Below are 15,952 nucleotides of genomic sequence, written 5' to 3'. Positions count from 1 at the left end.
CCGCCTGGCGGGTCAATCGCGGCTTGCGGTGTTCAGTGCAGCCGCGGCGTGCGTCCGCCCAGCGCCACCAGTTTCTCGCGCACCCACTGGGCGTCGCTGGCCTGGCCATTGCGCTGCAGGTACTGGGCCAGGTCGCGGTGCGCGCCGGCCTGGTAATCCAGCTGCAGGTAGGCCAGTCCGCGGTCGCGCAATGCGTCGTCCTGCTCGGGGGCCAGTTTCAGCAGGCGGTCCGCACAGCGTGCGGCGCGGTCCCATTCGCCGCGCTCGGCATACACCCCGTGCAGATTGCGCAGCATGCGCATCAGGATCGCGCGTGCCGGCGCCGGATCGAGGATCTGCGCCAGCACGTCGTCATCGGGAACCTCGCCGCCCAGGTGCGAGCGGGCGCGCTCGCGCAGTTCTTCCACGTCCAGTGGGCGACCGCCGTTGAAGGGGTCCATCACCAGGACGCCGTCGTTGACCGGCAGGCGCACCAGGAAATGGCCGGGGAAGGACACTCCGTCCAGCGGAATGCCCAGCCGGCGCGAGACTTCCATCTGCACCAGGGCCAGCGAGATCGGGTTGCCCAGGCGGCGTTCGAACACCTGGTTGAGGTAGCTGTTGCGCGGGTCGTAGTACTCGCCGTGGTCGCCGCTGTAGCCCAGTTCGTCGAACAGGTGGCGGTTGACGGCCGCGATCTTCATCGGCCACATCTCGATCGTGCCGACCTCCGTGCGCAGGTGCTCGACATGGCTCTGGATGAGCGCGTCGTAGACCTTCGGGTCCAGGTCGGGGTACTCATCGCGGGCGATCAGCAGCGCGGTGGGCAACAGGGGCAGCGCCTCGTCGTCCAGGTCGGCCAGCGAATCCCACTCCGGTAATGTCATCTGCCCCTGCATGGGACAAGACTGGCGACAAATGCCTCGCGATTCAAGCGGGGCCATGTGAAAGACCGCCAGCCGTGGCCGGCGGTCACTCCCTTATCGGGCGTCGTCGATGCCGGGGCCGAACACCAGCTCGGTGCCATCGGCCAGGCCCAGTTTTTCGGCCTGGCCGGCGTTGAGCTCGAGCACATACCGTGCCGGGCCGCTGCTGGGGTAGGGCGGGCAACGGTCGCCGGCCGAGCACGGCGGAACGTCGCGCGACTGGCTGACCAGCCGGCGCTGCGCATCGAAGTACAGGATGTCCAGCGCGATCTTGGTGTTCTTCATCCAGTACGCCTGCAGCTCCTCGCGTTCGTGGATGAACAGCATGCCGTGGTCGTCGGGCATGTGGTCGCGGAACATCAGCCCGCGTGCGCGGGTTTCATCGCTGGTCGCCAGTTCGACCTTGTACCGCGTACCGCCCAGTTCGACCCAGTGGCGGGCGCCGGTGCTGGCGCACCCGGTCAGGGCGAGCAGCAACAGCAGCGGCAGCAGACGCTTGAGAATCATCGTTCACCTCGACGGTAGGGCCGGCGCCGGGCGCCGGCCAGGGGATCAGAACACCTGCGGCGGTTCGCCACCGACGATCACCACGTCGGCCGGGCGCCGCGCGAACAGGCCCACGCAGACCACGCCGGGCAGCTGGTTGAGCTCGCGCTCCAGCTTCACCGGGTCGGTGATTTCCAGATGGTGGATGTCCAGAATGACGTTGCCGTTGTCGGTGATCACGCCTTCGCGCCACGCCGGCTGGCCGCCGGTCATTTCCAGGATCCGGCGCGCCACGAGGCTGCGCGCCATCGGGATGACTTCCACCGGCAGCGGGAAGCGGCCCAGCACCTTGACCTGCTTGCTCGGGTCGACGATGCAGACGAAGCGCTCGCTGGCCTCGGCAATGATCTTTTCGCGGGTCAGGGCAGCGCCACCGCCCTTGATCAGGCACTTGTTGCCGTCGCATTCGTCGGCGCCGTCCACGTACAGCGAGAGCGTGCCGGTGTGGTTCAGTTCCATCACCTCGATGCCGTGCTCGCGCAGGCGCGCGGTGCTCTGCTCGGAGCTGGACACGGTGCCCTTGATGCGGTGCTTGATGCGGGCCAGACCGTCGATGAAGTAGGCAACGGTGGACCCGGTGCCGACACCGACGATCATGCCGTCTTCGACGTATTCCAGGGCTTTTTCGGCGGCCAGGCGCTTGGCTTCGGACATGGCGGAGAACTCTTGGTGACGAGGAGGAAAGAAAAGGGTCAGTGCTTTTCCAGCGACAGCAGCGTTTTCCATTGCGCTGCTGTCACCGGCAGGATAGACAGGCGGTTGCCGCGCGCGATGAGCGGGAACCCCTCGCCCAGCGCATCGGCATGCAGCTTGATCTCGTCCAGCGAAATCGTGTTGCGCAGTTTGCGCTCGAAGGCCACGTCCACCAGCAGCCAGCGCGGTTCTTCGCGGGTGGCCTTGGGATCGTAATAGTCCGACCCGGCGTCGAACTGGGTCTCGTCCGGGTAGGCGTCGCTGGCCACGGTGGCCAGCCCGACGATGCCGGGGACCTTGGTGTTGGAGTGGTAGAACAGCACGCCATCGCCGACCTTCATGCCATCGCGCATGAAGTTGCGCGCCTGGTAGTTGCGCACGCCGTTCCAAGGCTCGCGACCGACGCGCTGCAGATCGTCGATGGAAAAGGCGTCCGGTTCGGACTTCATCAGCCAGTAGCGCTTGCGTGCGGTCATGCCATCTCTATCGCGGTGGGTGCCGATCGTGGACCGGCGCGGGAACAAGGGTGGACAGTTCGGTGCAGATCGCATCGACCGGGACATCCCAGGGCGCGACCGGAAGGGCGTCCACCTGCTGGATCGAGAATCCGACGCCGACCAGCCACGGCGGGGCCTGGCGCGCCTGCCGGAATGCGAAGCTGCGATCATACCAGCCGCCTCCCATGCCCAGTCGCCGGCACTGGCTGTCGAATCCGACCAGCGGTGCCACCACCAGCGCCATCTCCTCGGGCGCCAGGGTCTGCGCGATCGGCATGTCCGGCTCGGGAATGCCGAACCGGTTGGCGGTCAGCGGCTGCCCGGGACGCCAAGGCGCGAAGCGCAGCGTCTGCGCATGCAGTACCGGCAGGCAATAGACCACGTTGTCGGGCAACTGCATCTGCCAGCGGTGCAGGGCGATCTCGCCATCCATCGCCCAGTAACCGGCGACATGGCCTGCGGTGGGGGCGAACGGCAACGACAGCAGCGCATCGGCCAGGGTGTCGGCAGCGGCCAGGCGGTGCGCGGCGGGGAGGTCTCGACGGGCGTGGCGCAACTGCTGGCGCAGGGCCAGGCGCGGGTCGGTCATGCCGGGGTCCAGGTCATGGAAGGAGAGCGGCGGATAAAACAAGAGCGACGCTCCAGGGGAACGTCGCTCTTGCCGGAATATTGCATTCTCCGCGGTGACGATGCGTGCGAAACGACCTTGAACCCGGGGTTCAAGTGGGTACGCTGGGGTTCCTTCGGGCTTCCCGCTACAAGGCGGACCTGCACTCCCGGCGCCGTCGCGCACCCGTGGTCGTAATTAAGGGACAAGGCGAATGTTTGCACACGCCGTCGTTCACAGCAGAGAACGCGTCGCCATTATAGCCAAGCGCGCGCCGGGGGATAGGCCGTTCGTCGGTTGGATTGCAGGAGAATTCAGATCGATGACAGGCGCGTGTTCATCGCCGCACGCGTGGCGATGTTCCACGCGCGGTCAGGCGCCGTCGATGGCGCGGTCCAGACGCCGGTTCAGGTCGGCCAGCGTCTGCTGCAGCGCCACCGCCTGGCGGGCATGGTCGTCGCGCAGCTGCTGCAGCTCATGGGCGAGGTTGAGCGCGGCCAGCACCGCCACCCGGTCCACCGCAGCCATGCGGTTGCTGCCGCGGATCTCGCGCATCTTGGCGTCCAGCAGCCTGGCCGCCGCCGTGAGGCTTTCGCGTTCCTCGGCGCCCACGCCCACCGTGTACTCGCGGTCCAGGATGCGGACACTGACCGGTTCGGTCTGGCTCATGTGTGCTGCTCCAGGGACTTGAGGCGGGTGATCATCGCTTCGACCCGGGAGCGGGCCTGCTCGTTCTTGGCCAGAAGCTGGGACCGCTCGGCCACCAGCTGTTCCTGCTGGTGGCGGAGACTGCGGTTCTCCTCGGCCAGGCGCTGGTTGCGCTCAAGCAACGCCTCCACGCGTGCGGCGAAGGCCTGCAACTGGGCGATGGCGTCGGCGGGTTCCATGAGCGGCACGATAGGCAAGGGCGTACAGGGCGGTCAAGCGAATAATGACGGGGGCGTGCGGCGGTCCGGGCCGGGGTCTGTCGCGGGCAGCCCGGACGCACGGCAACGACCCGGGGAAGACGGCCGGATTGCTACACTGTCGCGCTCACAAACCGTGGTGATCGGCTGCGGTGGCACCTTTTTCTGATCGAGCCCCAAGATGACCGAACTTCCGAGTGTCGACGACGTAAACCAGGCCAGCCAGGCCCTGGGCCTGGGCGCCAGCGCCGCTGAACTCCACGGCGGCCTGTGCGGTTGGCTGTCCGCCGGTGGTGCGCCGGTGCGCGAATGGCCGGCGCGGGTGCTGGCCGACGACGCCCTGCCGGTGCCGGCAGAGGGCGACGCGCTGTCGCGTCTGCTGGAGGCCAGTGTGGCCCAGCTGGAAGACCGTGATTTCGCCTTCGAGCTGCTGCTGTCCGATGCCGGCGACACTGCCGCGCAGGCCGACGCCCTGTTCACCTGGGCGCGCGCGTTCCTGGGCGGCTTCGGGCTGGGCGCGGGTGGTCGCCGCCCGACGCTGTCCGAGGAAGGCGAAGAGGCGCTCAACGACCTGGCCAAGCTGGCCCAGGCGTCGAGCGAGGATTTTGAAAGCGGCAACGACGATGACGACGATGCGCTGGCCGAAATCGAGGAGTTCATCCGCGTGGCGGTGCTGCTGCTGCACGGGGACTGCGTCATGGCCGCGCGCCATCGGCAGCGCCTGAACTGAGATGGATATCCGGCAGCTGACCGGCATCTCCGCCGCCGAATACACCCGTCGCCGCCGCCAGTTGATGGAAATGGCCGGCGACGACGCGATCCTGGTGCTGCCGGCCGCCGCCGAGCGCGTGCGCAGCCTGGATACCCACTATCCGTTCCGCCAAGACTCGGATTTCTGGTACCTGTCCGGCTTTCCCGAGCCGGAGGCGGTGCTGGTGCTGATCCCCGGGCGCCGCCACGGCGAGGTGATCCTGTTCTGCCGCGAGCGCGATGCCGACCGCGAGGCCTGGGATGGCGCACGCGCCGGTCAGGAGGGCGCGGTGTCGCGCTACGGCATGGACGATGCGTACCCGATCGACGATCTGGACGACATCCTGCCGGGCCTGCTCGAGGGCCGTTCGCGGGTGTATTACCACTTCGGCCGTGATGCGGAGTTCGACCTCAAGCTGATCGGCTGGGTCAACCGCGTGCGCTCCCAGGTCCGTCATGGCGCCCAGCCGCCGCACGAGTTCCTGGAGCTGGGCCACCTGCTGCATGAGCAGCGCCTGTTCAAGTCTGCGGCCGAGATCGCCTTGATGCAGCGCGCGGCGGACATCAGCGTGCAGGCGCATCGCGTCGCGATGCGGGTGGCGCGGCCAGGCATCCACGAGTACGAGCTGCAGGCCGACCTGGAACGCCAGTTCCGCGCCAACGATGCCTGGGCCGCGTACGGCAGCATTGTCGGGGCCGGCGCCAACGCCTGCATCCTGCATTACCGCGACAACACTGCCTGCAGCCGCGACGGTGATCTGGTCCTGATCGACGCCGGCGCCGAGTACCGCGGGTATGCCAGCGACATCACGCGGACTTTCCCGGTCAACGGCCGTTTCACGCCCGAACAGCGTGCGCTGCACGATCTGGTGGGCGCGGCGCAGGCGGCCGCGTTGGCCCAGGCGCGCCCGGGCCAGGCGTACGAGGCCGGGCACCTGGCGGCGGTGGAAACGCTCACCGAAGGCCTGCTGCGGCTGGGACTGCTGAAGGGCAGCCTGGAAGAGAACATCGCCGAGGGTCATTACCAGCGCTTTTACCGGCACAAGACCGGCCATTGGCTGGGGCTGGATGTACATGATGTCGGCGATTACCGCCTGGCTGGCGACTCGCGGATGCTGGAACCGGGCATGGTGTTCACCATCGAGCCGGGTCTGTATGTCTCGGTCGATGATCGCACCGTGGAGGCGCGCTGGCGTGGCATCGGCATCCGCACCGAGGACGATGTGCTGATCACCGACAACGGCCACCAGGTGCTGACCGCCGCCTTGGCGCGCAGCGCGGACGAGATCGAAGCGGAGATGGCCGCGCGCTGAGCCGGCCCGGGGCGCGGCGTTGCCGATCAACGCCGCATCGCCCCGCACAGCCGACCTCTGGTCGGCTGCTCTCCGCGCCGGCATCGCGACACCCCGCGTTGCGCGCGATAGCCGACCAGCGGTCGGCTCTACCCGCGGCTGGTCAATCCGCGGCGGCGAAGGCAGGGCGGGTGAGGTTGTCGGCGTCGCCGTCGGTGCACAGCACCTCGTCTTCGATACGGATGCCGCCATACGGGCGGAAGAAGTCCACGCGGCCCCAGTCGATGCTGTCGGCGTTGCCGGCCTGCTTCACTTCGTCCAGCAGCATGTCGATGAAGTAGAGGCCCGGCTCGATGGTGACCACCATGCCCGGCTCCAGCACGCGGGTCAGGCGCAGGTAGGGGTGGCCCTGCGGGCGTTCGACGCGGCCGCCGCGGTCGCTGGCGGCGAAGCCGGCGACATCGTGCACCTGCAGGCCGATCAGATGACCCAGGCCGTGCGGGAAGAACGCGGCGCTGACGCCGGTGGCCAGGGCGGCCTCGGCAGACACCTTGAGCACGCCGACGTCCTTGAGGATGCCCATCAGCGACAGGTGCGCGTCGATGTGCAGCTGCTTGTAGTCCACGCCCGCACGCACCCCGGCGCACATGACCTGCTGCGCGGTGTCGACCGCGTCGATCATCGCCTGGAACTCGTCGTGGCCGGCGGCCGCATAGGTGCGGGTGATGTCGCTGGCATAACCGTGCGCGCTGGCGCCGGCATCGATCAGGAAGCTGCGCAGCGGCTGCGGTGCGGTGCGCCCCAGGTCGGTGTAATGCAGTACCGCGGCGTGTTCGTTGAGACCGATGATGTTGCCGTAGGGCAGTTCATTGGCGTCCTGGCCTACCGCACGGCAGTACGCCATGTGGATCTCGAACTCGCTGGCGCCGGCGCGGAAGGCGGCTTCGGCAGCGCGGTGGCCGCGCACGCCGAGGCGCTGGGCCTGGCGCATCAACGCGATTTCATACGGCGTCTTGCTGGCGCGGTGCCAGTCCAGGTAGCTCAATACCGGCTCGGGGTTGTTCGGCACCACGGTACCCAGCGCGCTCTGCGGCTCACCGAGGATCGCGCAGCGCGCGATGTCCCTGGGCAGCAGCGTCAGCGCTTCCTCGGGGGTGCGGATGATCGCGATGTCCACATGCTCCACCCACCAGCCGTTGGGCGCGTCGGGCACCACGTGCCAGTAGTCGAACGGCTGGTGGAAAATCACCGTGGGGCGCTTGCCCGGGGTGTACACCAGCCAGCTGTTGGGGACCTTGGTCAGCGGCAGCCAGGCTTTGAAGTTCGGGTTGACCGCATACGGATAGTCGCGGTCGTCGAACGCCTGGTAGTGCTGGGTGCCGCTGGGAATCACCAGGTGGTCGAAACCGCCGCGCGCCAGCGCTTCATCCGCGCGCCGGCACAGCACGCCGATGTGGTGGGAATACAGGGCGCCGAGGTCTGGCTGGTTCATCACGGGGGCTCGTTCGACAGTGCGGAGTGCAGCCCCTGATTCTGCCGCAATCGCGCCGGCGGCGCTGTGCCGGAACCGGCACTCACACTGCCGAAGATTCCTGCGCGATCCAGTCGCGCAGCTGTTCGCGGTGTTCGCGGCTCAGTGTCAGGAAGCGGAAGCCCACCCAGGCCTGGCCGGGCGCATGGGTCTGTTCGCTCCACAGCAGGTGCGCGCCCACATCGAGCACGCGCGGCTGGCCGTGCGGCCCGGGAATGGCGAACTGCAGCTGGTACAGGGCATCCTCGTGCATCGGCACGGAGGCCAGCATCAGCATGCCGGTTTCGGAGACGTTGCCGAGGCGGCCGATAATGGTCTCGGCCATGCAGTCGGTGACCGGCACCAGCTCGGCCACCTGGCGGCGGGGCGCGCGTCGCGTGTCGGGGGTATTCATGCCGATGCCTCCGGGGTGCCGGCGCCTGCCAGCGAGCGCAGGGTGCGCAGGGTGGCCTGCCAGGCGCGGTCGATAAGCCGGCCCTTGTCTTCGGTGACGATGCGCGCCTGGCCGTGCGCCATCAGGCGGGCAAGGGCGTCGAGCGAGTGCTCGCCGGCCTTCTGCCCACGCGGCGTGACGAACAATGCGTTGTCGGTGACCAGGCTGTACCAGGACAGGCGCTGGCGGCGCACGTCACCTTGCTGGTTGGTGGTGAACTCGAACCAGGTGCCGAACGGCAGCGTGCGCAGCTGGCGGTAGCAGTCTTCCTCGGCCGTGCTGCGCGCCAGCGGTGCGACCTTGCGCGGGTCGGCGCTGTCGGCCTGTTCGCCGAGGCGGGTGCGCGCTTTCAGGCGCGCGGTCAGTTCGGTCCGCGACGTGCTGTCATCCTCGCCACCGGGCGTGGACAGCCGGCGGGCGATCGCGGCGGCCTCGTCCTGGTGGTACCCCACCTGCAGCAGCGCGGCTTCGACCTGCTCACCCAGCGCGGTGTCGCTGTCCGCAGCGCCCGGCGGCTGGCAGGTGATGGCGGCGATGCGGGCTGTTTCCTCCTGGCGCTGCTGCCACTGTGGCGACTCCTCGCCGTGGCGCAGCAGGGTCAGGGTCAGGGTGTCCGACCAGGCCTGCTTGAGCAGGGACTGCACGAAGCGCGGCGGCGCGGCCTGCGCGCACAGCTGCTCGATGCTGGCGCTGGCCTGCTGCTTGGCCGATTCCAGGCGCTCTTTGCCGCGTGCCGCCTCCACGTGCCGGCGTTCGGCCAGTTCGGCTTTGTGCGCCAGTGCGCGGAAATGCTGCTGGATGTCGTCGTTGGCAGCGTCGAATACCGCCGTGTCGCCCTTGTAGTTCTGTACCACCTGGTCGACGGCGTGGCTGAGCTTGGCCACCAGCTGCGGATCGACATCCTCCTCGCCCAGCCAGGTGGCCCCTGCTTCGGCCACGGCATTGAGCAGTTCGCGGGCCGGGTGCTGGTCGCGCACGAAGAAGGCGGGGTCGGACAGCGCTGCGCGCGCCACCGGCACCTGCAGACGGGTCAGCAGGTCGGCGGCGGCCGCGTCATGGCGGACTTCGCGCTGGATCTGCCCGTAGAGCATGTCCAGCAGGTCGAAGGTGTCGTTGTCCTTGATGGTCAGCGCTGCCTGCGGCCCGTGGTCGGCGCGTACCTGGGCCAGCAGCGCGTTGTGCAGGTCGGCCATGCTGCGGCGGGTGCCCGCCGCGTGTGCGGTCTGGCCCTGCAGGCGTGCCAGGGTGGCCTGCAGGGCCTCGTCCGGAATCGGAACGGCGGTGCTGGCTGGCGCCGGTTGCGCGGGAAGCTGGGAGGCGGAACCGGGCGCACCCGCCGTGGCCGGTCCGCCCGGCGTCGCGGCACCGCCGCCGTCCGCAGGTGCTGCCCCGGCGTTGGCCTGGCGCGCGGCGCCCAGCAACTGGTGCAGGGCCGCCATCGCCGGTGCCGTGAGATCCGGACCGGCCGCACCGGTGCCAGCGGATGCCGGTACCGCTGCACCGGCCCCTGCGGCGGTCATCGGTGCGAGCGTGGCGTTCTGCAGCGAACGTGGCAGGGCCGCCATCGCTTCGCTGGTCATGGCCGCCCAGGCACCGGCGGGCGTGGCACCGCCCCAGCCGGTCAGCGGCCGCGCGCCGGCGCCGCCGGCACGGGCGGGCGACCCACGCTCGGCGCCGGTGACAATGCGGCGGGTGGTCGCCGAACGGGCCAGATACGGGGTATAGACCAGGCCGGGGAGCACGCCTTCGTGGCCGAGCAGGATGTTGGCGCGCTCCAGCAGCTCGCCGAGACGCTCGATCAGCTGGCGGTCGAACACACGGAACAAGGCCAGCTGGGTCTCCAGCCCCAGCGAGAACTGTTCGCCCAGCTCGCGCGCGATCCGGCACAGCACGTACGGGCCGAAGGGCAGATCTTCCACGTCGAACGCCGGGCCGGCCGCGAGGACGCCGAAGCGCTGGCCCAGCAGCTGCAGCGCGCTGGCCGACCGCTGGGCTTCGCGCCGGGTGATGTCGGCCAGCACGATATCGCGGTCGATGTCGGTATCGGTGACCAGGGTGAGGGTATTGGCCGACACCGGCGTGGCGGCGGCCACCGGGCGGTGTGCCTGTCGCGGCTGGCGCAGCTGCGCCAGCGCGTCGGCCAGGGCGGCCAGGAAGCGCGGCGCGAACAGGGCGTTCACCTCGTGCAGCTGCCGCGCCTGGGCGTAGATGTCGGCCTGGATCTGGCTGTTGCGTGCGCGTTCCGCATCGCGGAACAACTCACGCTCCAGCTCGACGATGGTCAGCTTGAGCGGGTTGCTCAGCGTCTGTACCGCCTGCGCGTGCAGGGCGGCCAGCAGCCGGCGCACGCGCGGCGGCGCATCGACGCTGGCAAAGCGCGCGCTGTCGGCCTGAAACGATGAAGGTGCGGACGCAGACATCCGTGGTGGTTCCGGCTCCCCTGAGTACCCGGAATCTAACGGTTTCCCCGGTTTGCCGCCACACGGTGCGTGAAGGCGCCCCGGCCGCGGGCCGCCACGGAGCCGGGTGCTGCCCGGCTGCGTTCCGTGTGGTCCATGCCACCTGCAACAAACCGGGAAGAACCCGGCGTCAGGGGAGGAACAGTTCGACGACGTCGTTGGTGAAGCGCCGGCCCAGTTCGGTGGGCTGCGCATGGTCGCCTGTCATGGTCATCCACCCGCGCGCCACTGCAGTCTGCAACGGTGCGGCTATCTGTGCCCGCGCCAACCCGGTGCGCGATTCGAAATCGCGCAGGCCAAACCCTTCGTGCAGGCGCAACAGGTTGAGCATGTATTCGAAGGGCAGGCGGTCGGCATCGATGATGTCGTCGCCGCCGATCGATGCGGCCGTGCCGGCGGTCTCCATGAACGTCTGCGGATGCTTGTGCTTCCAGCGGCGCAGCACGTTCTGCCCGGCGCCGCTGCTGATCTTGCCGTGCGCGCCGGCGCCGATGCCCAGGTAATCGCCGAAACGCCAGTAGTTCAGGTTGTGCGCACTCTGCCGTCCCGGCCGCGCATAGGCGCTGACCTCGTACTGCGCATAGCCGGCGTCGGCCAGCAGACGCTGACAGTGCTCCTGGATGTCCCACGCCGAATCCTCGTCCGGGATGCCCTGCGGCGGCCGGGCGAAGAACACCGTATTGGGCTCCAGGGTGAGCTGGTAATGCGACAGATGCGTGGGCTGCAGCGCGAACGCGCGTTCCAGGTCGTGCTCGGCCTGGCCCAGAGTCTGCTGCGGCAACGCGTACATCAGGTCGATGTTGAAGTTGTCGTAGCCGGCGTCCTGCGCCAGCTTGACCGCGCGCTCGGCCTCGCCGCTGTCGTGGATGCGGCCCAGGCGCTTGAGCGCCTCGTCGTTGAAGGTCTGGATGCCGAAGCTGATGCGGTTCACGCCGGCCGCGCGGTAGCGGTCGAAACGGCCGTGCTCGGCGGTGCCCGGATTGGTTTCCAGGGTGACTTCCAGATTCGGTGCGAAGCGCAGCCGCGCAGCCGCTGCCTGCAGGAAGCGGTCGATCGCGTCCGGTGGAAACAGGCTGGGCGTGCCGCCACCGAAGAACACGCTGTTGACCACCCGGCCCCAGACCAGTGGCAGGTCCTGGTCCAGGTCGCGGATCAGCGCATCGATATAGGCGTCGAACGGCAGTTCGCCCTTGGCCGCATGCGAGTTGAAATCGCAGTACGGACATTTGCGCACGCACCAGGGCAGGTGCACGTACAGCGACAGCGGCGGCGGGACCAGCCGCGCCTCATGATCGTGATCGTGGTCGTGGTCGGTGCAGGCTTCGCCGGGGAGGTGATTGCAGGGGGTGTTCATGGACGTTGCCGTGCGGCGTGGCTCGGGGAGAGGGCGCCGTTGTCAGGCGCCAGTTCGCGGGGAAGGGAGAGCTCGGGCTGGGCGGCGTGCACCGCAGCGGCGATGGCGCGGAACAGTGCCAGCGCACCCCCGTCGGCCACGTGCGTGTTCATCACCCGCACATGCTGCCACTGCCGGTGTGGAGCGGGGCGCAGGGCCACGCCCAGTTCGCTGACCACCGACTGGGTGCTGTGTTGCCAGTTGCCATAGTGCAGCGCGGCCACCTCACGGACATGGAAGCGCCGCGTGCGGAAGCCATTGAGCACGCTTTTGACCTCGATATGGCCATCGGTCCCGATGACCACGCGTTGCCGGCTCATTACCGCGAACAGGACGCCGAGCAGGAGCCACATGCTGCCGACCAGGCCGAACAGGAAGCCCCACGGGGTCCGATGCGCCGGGTCGCTGCTGTCCGATCCGAGCAGGGACGTACCGCCCATCACGACCAGGACGCCCAGCATCAGCAGGGCGAGCAGCACCTGGAAGCTGCGTCCGTTCGCATGGAACTCGCGGCGCGCCCCGTCGCTCATGCGCTGGCGAGGAATCCGCGCAGCCTGGCCAGTGCGATGGCCCGATGGCTGATGGCGTTCTTCTGTGCCGGGTCCATCTCCGCCGCGGTCAGGCCGCGGACCGGGTCCAGGAACACCGGGTTGTAACCAAACCCGTTGCTGCCGCGTGGCGCATCGATGATGGTTCCTTCCCAGCTGCCTTCGCAGATCACGGGTTGCGGGTCGTTGGCGTGGCGCAGCAGTACGATCACCGCGTAGAAGCGCGCGGTACGGCGTTCGGCCGGTACATCGCGCATCGCCTCGAGCAGCTTGGCGTTGTTGGCGGCATCGTTGGTCGGGCTGCCGGCATAGCGCGCGCTGTACAGGCCGGGCGCGCCATCCAGCGCGTCCACGATCAGGCCGGAGTCGTCGGCCAGGGCCGGCAGGCCGGTGCTGGCGCACGCATGGCGGGCCTTGATCAGCGCGTTCTCGACGAAGGTCAGGCCGGTTTCGGGCACATCCTCCACGCCCAGCTCGCCCTGCGCCACGATCTGCAGCGGCAGGTCGCCGAGCATGGCCTGCAGTTCCTTCAGCTTGCCGGCGTTGCCGCTGGCCAGTACCAGTGTCTTCATTTCGGCTCCAGCAGGTCCCAGGTGTTGCCGTACAGGTCGGCGAACACCGCGACGGTGGCGTAGGCCTCTTCGCGCGGGGGTTCGAGGAACACCACGCCCTGCGCGGTCATGGCGGCATGATCGCGGTGGAAGTCATCGGTGTTCAGGAAGAAACCGACGCGGCCCCCGGTCTGGTTGCCGATGCGTGCGCGCTGCTCGTCATTGCTGGCGCGGGCCAGCAGCAGGGCGGCGGCGCTGCCGTCGGTCGGGCCGACCACCACCCAGCGCTTGTCGCCCTGGTCGATGTCGTCAATCAGGGTGAAGCCGAGCTTGCCGGTGTACCAGGCAATGGCCTCATCGTAATCGGCCACCACCAGCGTGGTCAGGGCGATGCGCCGGTTCATGCCGACGCCAGGGCGGCCTGCTGTGCCGCGAACAGCGCCTGGATGCCCGTCTCGGCCAGTGCCAGCAGCGCGTCCAGTTCGTCGCGGCGGAAGGCATGGCCTTCGGCGGTGCCCTGCAGCTCGATGAAGCCGCCACCGTCGTTCATCACCACGTTCATGTCGGTATCGCAGTCACTGTCCTCGGCGTAGTCCAGGTCCAGCACCGGGGTGCCGCGGTAGACGCCGACGGAGACCGCCGCGACCGCGCCGACGATCGGGTTGCGCTTGATGTCGCCGCGCTTGAGCAGGAAGTTCACCGCGTCCACCAGGGCCACGTAGGCGCCGGTGATGGCCGCGGTACGGGTGCCGCCGTCGGCCTGCAGCACGTCGCAGTCCAGGGTGATGGTGCGTTCGCCGAGCGCGCCGCGGTCGATGCAGGCGCGCAGGGTGCGGCCGATCAGGCGCTGGATCTCCAGCGTGCGGCCGCCCTGCTTGCCACGGGCGGCTTCGCGGTCGTTACGGGTGTGGGTCGAACGCGGCAGCATGCCGTACTCGGCCGTCACCCAGCCCTCGCCCTTGCCGCGCAGGAAACCCGGCACGCGGTTTTCCACGCTGGCGGTGCACAGCACGCGGGTCTCACCGAAGCTGACCAGCACCGAGCCTTCGGCATGGCGGGTGAAGGCGCGCTCGATGCGCACTTCGCGCAGCTGGTCGGCCTGGCGGCCACTGGGACGGGGATCGGACATGCTTGGCTTCCGGGTAGGACGGGGGATGCGGAACCGCGCCCGGGCCGGAGACCGGCGGGCGAGGAGGCCGTGAGAAGACCGCTAGGGTACCATTTGCACTTTGAGAGCACCGGAAACCCGCATGATTCGAAGCATGACCGCCTATGCCGGCGGCGAGCGCGCCACCCGCTGGGGCACGCTGGCCTGTGAGCTGCGCTCGGTCAACCACCGGTTCCTGGAGGTGGGCGTGCGCCTGCCTGAAGAACTGCGTGCGTTGGAACCGCAGCTGCGCGAGCGCGTCGCTTCCCGTTGCAGCCGCGGCAAGATCGACCTGATGGTGCGCCTGCGTGCCCCGGAGGTCACCGGTGCGCTGGTGGTCAACGACGCGCTGCTGGCCCAGCTGGGCGAGCTGTCCCGGCGCCTGGCGCCCGGGTTCCCCAGCCTGCAGGTCAGCTTCACCGAACTGCTGCAGGTGCCGGGCGTGATGCAGGGCGAAGCGGTCGATGCCGCGGCCCTGCAGGCCGAGGCGCTGGCGCTGCTGGATACCGCGCTGGACGGCTTCGTGGCCGCGCGTGAGCGTGAAGGCGACAAGCTGGCCACGGCCATCCAGGAGCGCGTGGACGGCGTGGAGCGCATCGCCGCCGAGGTCACCACGCTGATTCCGCTGATCCGCGAGGGCCAGCGCGCCAAGCTGTCGGCCCGCCTGGCCGATCTGCCGCATCCGGTCGATCCCGGTCGCGCCGAGCAGGAACTGGTGCTGTGGCTGCAGAAGCTGGACGTGGACGAGGAGCTGGACCGCCTCGGCAGCCATATCGTGGAGATCCGCCGCGTGCTGACGCAGCGCGAGCCGGTCGGCCGCCGCCTGGACTTCCTGCTGCAGGAGTTCAACCGCGAAGCCAATACGCTGGGCTCCAAGTCCGTGGACAGCCGCACGTCCAACGCGGCTGTCGAACTGAAGGTGCTGATCGACCAGATCCGCGAACAGGTGCAGAACATCGAATGAGCAGCCAGCCCACGCAGACCGCCGAGCCCGCACGCGGCACCCTGTACATCGTGGCCGCGCCCTCCGGGGCCGGCAAGAGCAGCATCGTCAATGCCACCCTGGCGCGCGACCCGCAGATCGCCCTGTCGATCTCGTTCACCTCGCGTGCGACCCGCCCCGGCGAGATCAACGGCGAGCACTACCACTTTGTCAGTGCCGCGGAGTTCGAGCGCATGATCGCCGCCGGCGATTTCTTCGAACATGCCTGGGTGCACGGCGACTGGAAGGGCACTGCCCGGCAGTCGGTGGAACCGCAGCTGGCCGCCGGCCAGGACGTGCTGCTGGAGATCGACTGGCAGGGCGCCCAGCAGGTGCGCCAGCTGGTGCCCGGTACGGTCACGGTATTCATCCTGCCGCCGTCCCGGCAGGCCCTGGAAGACCGCATGCGCAAGCGTGGGCAGGACAGCGAGGCGGTGATCGCCCAGCGCCTGGCGGCCGCACGCGAGGAAATGCTGCATTTCAATGACTTCGACTACGTGATCGTCAACGAGGTGTTCGAGACCGCCGTGGACGAGCTGTGTGCCATCTTCACCGCCAGCCGGCTGCGGCGGGAGGCCCAGAAGGTCCGCCATGCGGGCCTGATTCAGGCCCTCCTGACCCAGGATGCGGCCACAACTGACTGATTCACAAGGGGCGGGTAGCGGGTTGGCTTGATTTTGTCCAGCCCCCGCCGGTACAATCCGTCCCCTTTC

At 68.8% G+C, this 15,952-nt stretch carries 19 protein-coding genes and 1 other RNA gene; 4 read left to right on the top strand and 16 right to left on the bottom strand.

The features are described 5' to 3' along the window. Positions 1-32 precede the first annotated feature (32 nt). The 8 genes from GDJ08_RS09005 to GDJ08_RS08970 form a co-directional block, all read right to left on the bottom strand. Positions 33-878: a SirB1 family protein gene (locus tag GDJ08_RS09005; RefSeq protein WP_136002965.1), complete on the bottom strand. Its 846-nt coding sequence runs from the start codon at positions 876-878 to the stop codon at positions 33-35. Positions 879-959: 81 nt separating this feature from the next. Beyond that, positions 960-1,412, bottom strand: coding sequence for a DUF192 domain-containing protein (locus tag GDJ08_RS09000; protein ID WP_136002966.1), 453 nt, complete (start codon positions 1,410-1,412; stop codon positions 960-962). Positions 1,413-1,457: 45 nt separating this feature from the next. After that, positions 1,458-2,105 (bottom strand): ribose-5-phosphate isomerase RpiA, encoded by a 648-nt coding sequence (rpiA, locus tag GDJ08_RS08995; protein WP_017355841.1) that lies wholly within the window; start codon positions 2,103-2,105, stop codon positions 1,458-1,460. Positions 2,106-2,143: 38 nt separating this feature from the next. Beyond that, positions 2,144-2,620 carry an EVE domain-containing protein gene (locus GDJ08_RS08990; RefSeq protein ID WP_017355840.1) on the bottom strand — a complete coding sequence of 159 codons (477 nt, stop codon included), beginning with the start codon at positions 2,618-2,620 and terminating at the stop codon, positions 2,144-2,146. A gap of 7 nt (positions 2,621-2,627) precedes the next feature. Next, positions 2,628-3,230, bottom strand: coding sequence for a 5-formyltetrahydrofolate cyclo-ligase (locus GDJ08_RS08985; protein ID WP_136003180.1), 603 nt, complete (start codon positions 3,228-3,230; stop codon positions 2,628-2,630). Positions 3,231-3,312: 82 nt separating this feature from the next. Continuing rightward, a non-coding RNA gene (ssrS, locus tag GDJ08_RS08980) (6S RNA) lies at positions 3,313-3,497 on the bottom strand. Between the two features lie 123 nt (positions 3,498-3,620). Next, positions 3,621-3,917, bottom strand: a complete 297-nt coding sequence (locus GDJ08_RS08975; RefSeq protein ID WP_017355838.1) for a cell division protein ZapA — start codon at positions 3,915-3,917, stop codon at positions 3,621-3,623. Beyond that, the gene (locus tag GDJ08_RS08970) at positions 3,914-4,135 is read right to left on the bottom strand and encodes a TIGR02449 family protein (RefSeq protein ID WP_017355837.1); all 222 of its coding nucleotides are present in this window, start codon (positions 4,133-4,135) and stop codon (positions 3,914-3,916) included. The genes GDJ08_RS08975 and GDJ08_RS08970 overlap by 4 nt, the downstream gene beginning before the upstream one ends. 199 nt (positions 4,136-4,334) lie before the next feature. Here GDJ08_RS08970 and GDJ08_RS08965 point away from each other — a divergent pair, with 199 nt between their 5' ends. Then, positions 4,335-4,883, top strand: a complete 549-nt coding sequence (locus GDJ08_RS08965) for a UPF0149 family protein (protein WP_017355836.1) — start codon at positions 4,335-4,337, stop codon at positions 4,881-4,883. Between the two features lie 7 nt (positions 4,884-4,890). After that, positions 4,891-6,216 carry an aminopeptidase P N-terminal domain-containing protein gene (locus tag GDJ08_RS08960; protein ID WP_165699792.1) on the top strand — a complete coding sequence of 442 codons (1,326 nt, stop codon included), beginning with the start codon at positions 4,891-4,893 and terminating at the stop codon, positions 6,214-6,216. 142 nt (positions 6,217-6,358) lie between these two features. Here the strand turns inward: GDJ08_RS08960 and pepQ are convergent, their stop codons facing one another. From pepQ to rph, 8 genes are all read right to left on the bottom strand, one after another. Then, entirely contained in the window at positions 6,359-7,687 is a 1,329-nt protein-coding gene (gene pepQ, locus GDJ08_RS08955; RefSeq protein WP_153164724.1) for a Xaa-Pro dipeptidase, read from the bottom strand. Between the two features lie 82 nt (positions 7,688-7,769). After that, positions 7,770-8,120, bottom strand: a complete 351-nt coding sequence (locus tag GDJ08_RS08950; RefSeq protein ID WP_153164723.1) for a PilZ domain-containing protein — start codon at positions 8,118-8,120, stop codon at positions 7,770-7,772. After that, positions 8,117-10,579: a DUF1631 domain-containing protein gene (locus GDJ08_RS08945; RefSeq protein WP_136002969.1), complete on the bottom strand. Its 2,463-nt coding sequence runs from the start codon at positions 10,577-10,579 to the stop codon at positions 8,117-8,119. The genes GDJ08_RS08950 and GDJ08_RS08945 overlap by 4 nt, the downstream gene beginning before the upstream one ends. 169 nt (positions 10,580-10,748) lie before the next feature. Next, a complete protein-coding gene (gene hemW, locus GDJ08_RS08940; protein ID WP_229296483.1) occupies positions 10,749-11,972 on the bottom strand; it encodes a radical SAM family heme chaperone HemW in 1,224 nt (407 codons plus the stop codon). Next, complete coding sequence (locus GDJ08_RS08935) at positions 11,969-12,541, bottom strand: hypothetical protein (protein WP_153164722.1); 573 nt, start codon at positions 12,539-12,541, stop codon at positions 11,969-11,971. The genes hemW and GDJ08_RS08935 overlap by 4 nt, the downstream gene beginning before the upstream one ends. After that, positions 12,538-13,131, bottom strand: a complete 594-nt coding sequence (gene rdgB / locus GDJ08_RS08930) for an RdgB/HAM1 family non-canonical purine NTP pyrophosphatase (RefSeq protein ID WP_165699781.1) — start codon at positions 13,129-13,131, stop codon at positions 12,538-12,540. The genes GDJ08_RS08935 and rdgB overlap by 4 nt, the downstream gene beginning before the upstream one ends. Then, positions 13,128-13,514 carry a VOC family protein gene (locus GDJ08_RS08925; protein ID WP_017357241.1) on the bottom strand — a complete coding sequence of 129 codons (387 nt, stop codon included), beginning with the start codon at positions 13,512-13,514 and terminating at the stop codon, positions 13,128-13,130. Before GDJ08_RS08925 ends, rdgB begins: the two co-directional genes overlap by 4 nt. Then, positions 13,511-14,239, bottom strand: coding sequence for a ribonuclease PH (rph, locus tag GDJ08_RS08920; RefSeq protein ID WP_017357240.1), 729 nt, complete (start codon positions 14,237-14,239; stop codon positions 13,511-13,513). Before rph ends, GDJ08_RS08925 begins: the two co-directional genes overlap by 4 nt. Positions 14,240-14,360: 121 nt before the next feature. Between rph and GDJ08_RS08915 the strand changes: the two genes are divergently transcribed. Together GDJ08_RS08915 and gmk are read left to right on the top strand one after the other, a co-directional pair. Beyond that, positions 14,361-15,221, top strand: coding sequence for a YicC/YloC family endoribonuclease (locus tag GDJ08_RS08915; protein ID WP_153164721.1), 861 nt, complete (start codon positions 14,361-14,363; stop codon positions 15,219-15,221). Then, entirely contained in the window at positions 15,218-15,883 is a 666-nt protein-coding gene (gene gmk, locus GDJ08_RS08910; protein WP_153164720.1) for a guanylate kinase, read from the top strand. The genes GDJ08_RS08915 and gmk overlap by 4 nt, the downstream gene beginning before the upstream one ends. Positions 15,884-15,952 lie beyond the last annotated feature (69 nt).

This window comes from Stenotrophomonas nematodicola, from assembly GCF_009467805.1.
Lineage (GTDB): Bacteria > Pseudomonadota > Gammaproteobacteria > Xanthomonadales > Xanthomonadaceae > Stenotrophomonas > Stenotrophomonas nematodicola.
The sequence above is the reverse complement of the archived record's forward strand: the minus strand, read 5'-3'. Positions and strand labels throughout refer to the sequence as shown.

What these genes read in the sequence shown, in the direction of transcription:
- GDJ08_RS08945 (WP_136002969.1), bottom strand. Translation starts at nt 10,579, where the DNA reads ATGTCTGCGTCCGCACCTTCATCGTTTCAGGCCGACAGCGCGCGCTTT.
- rdgB (WP_165699781.1), bottom strand. Translation starts at nt 13,131, where the DNA reads ATGAAGACACTGGTACTGGCCAGCGGCAACGCCGGCAAGCTGAAGGAA.
- GDJ08_RS08970 (WP_017355837.1), bottom strand. Translation starts at nt 4,135, where the DNA reads ATGGAACCCGCCGACGCCATCGCCCAGTTGCAGGCCTTCGCCGCACGC.
- GDJ08_RS08985 (WP_136003180.1), bottom strand. Translation starts at nt 3,230, where the DNA reads ATGACCGACCCGCGCCTGGCCCTGCGCCAGCAGTTGCGCCACGCCCGT.
- GDJ08_RS08990 (WP_017355840.1), bottom strand. Translation starts at nt 2,620, where the DNA reads ATGACCGCACGCAAGCGCTACTGGCTGATGAAGTCCGAACCGGACGCC.
- pepQ (WP_153164724.1), bottom strand. Translation starts at nt 7,687, where the DNA reads ATGAACCAGCCAGACCTCGGCGCCCTGTATTCCCACCACATCGGCGTG.
- GDJ08_RS08935 (WP_153164722.1), bottom strand. Translation starts at nt 12,541, where the DNA reads ATGAGCGACGGGGCGCGCCGCGAGTTCCATGCGAACGGACGCAGCTTC.
- hemW (WP_229296483.1), bottom strand. Translation starts at nt 11,972, where the DNA reads ATGAACACCCCCTGCAATCACCTCCCCGGCGAAGCCTGCACCGACCAC.
- GDJ08_RS08915 (WP_153164721.1), top strand. Translation starts at nt 14,361, where the DNA reads ATGATTCGAAGCATGACCGCCTATGCCGGCGGCGAGCGCGCCACCCGC.
- GDJ08_RS08925 (WP_017357241.1), bottom strand. Translation starts at nt 13,514, where the DNA reads ATGAACCGGCGCATCGCCCTGACCACGCTGGTGGTGGCCGATTACGAT.
- GDJ08_RS09000 (WP_136002966.1), bottom strand. Translation starts at nt 1,412, where the DNA reads ATGATTCTCAAGCGTCTGCTGCCGCTGCTGTTGCTGCTCGCCCTGACC.
- rpiA (WP_017355841.1), bottom strand. Translation starts at nt 2,105, where the DNA reads ATGTCCGAAGCCAAGCGCCTGGCCGCCGAAAAAGCCCTGGAATACGTC.
- GDJ08_RS09005 (WP_136002965.1), bottom strand. Translation starts at nt 878, where the DNA reads ATGCAGGGGCAGATGACATTACCGGAGTGGGATTCGCTGGCCGACCTG.
- rph (WP_017357240.1), bottom strand. Translation starts at nt 14,239, where the DNA reads ATGTCCGATCCCCGTCCCAGTGGCCGCCAGGCCGACCAGCTGCGCGAA.
- GDJ08_RS08965 (WP_017355836.1), top strand. Translation starts at nt 4,335, where the DNA reads ATGACCGAACTTCCGAGTGTCGACGACGTAAACCAGGCCAGCCAGGCC.
- gmk (WP_153164720.1), top strand. Translation starts at nt 15,218, where the DNA reads ATGAGCAGCCAGCCCACGCAGACCGCCGAGCCCGCACGCGGCACCCTG.
- GDJ08_RS08950 (WP_153164723.1), bottom strand. Translation starts at nt 8,120, where the DNA reads ATGAATACCCCCGACACGCGACGCGCGCCCCGCCGCCAGGTGGCCGAG.
- GDJ08_RS08975 (WP_017355838.1), bottom strand. Translation starts at nt 3,917, where the DNA reads ATGAGCCAGACCGAACCGGTCAGTGTCCGCATCCTGGACCGCGAGTAC.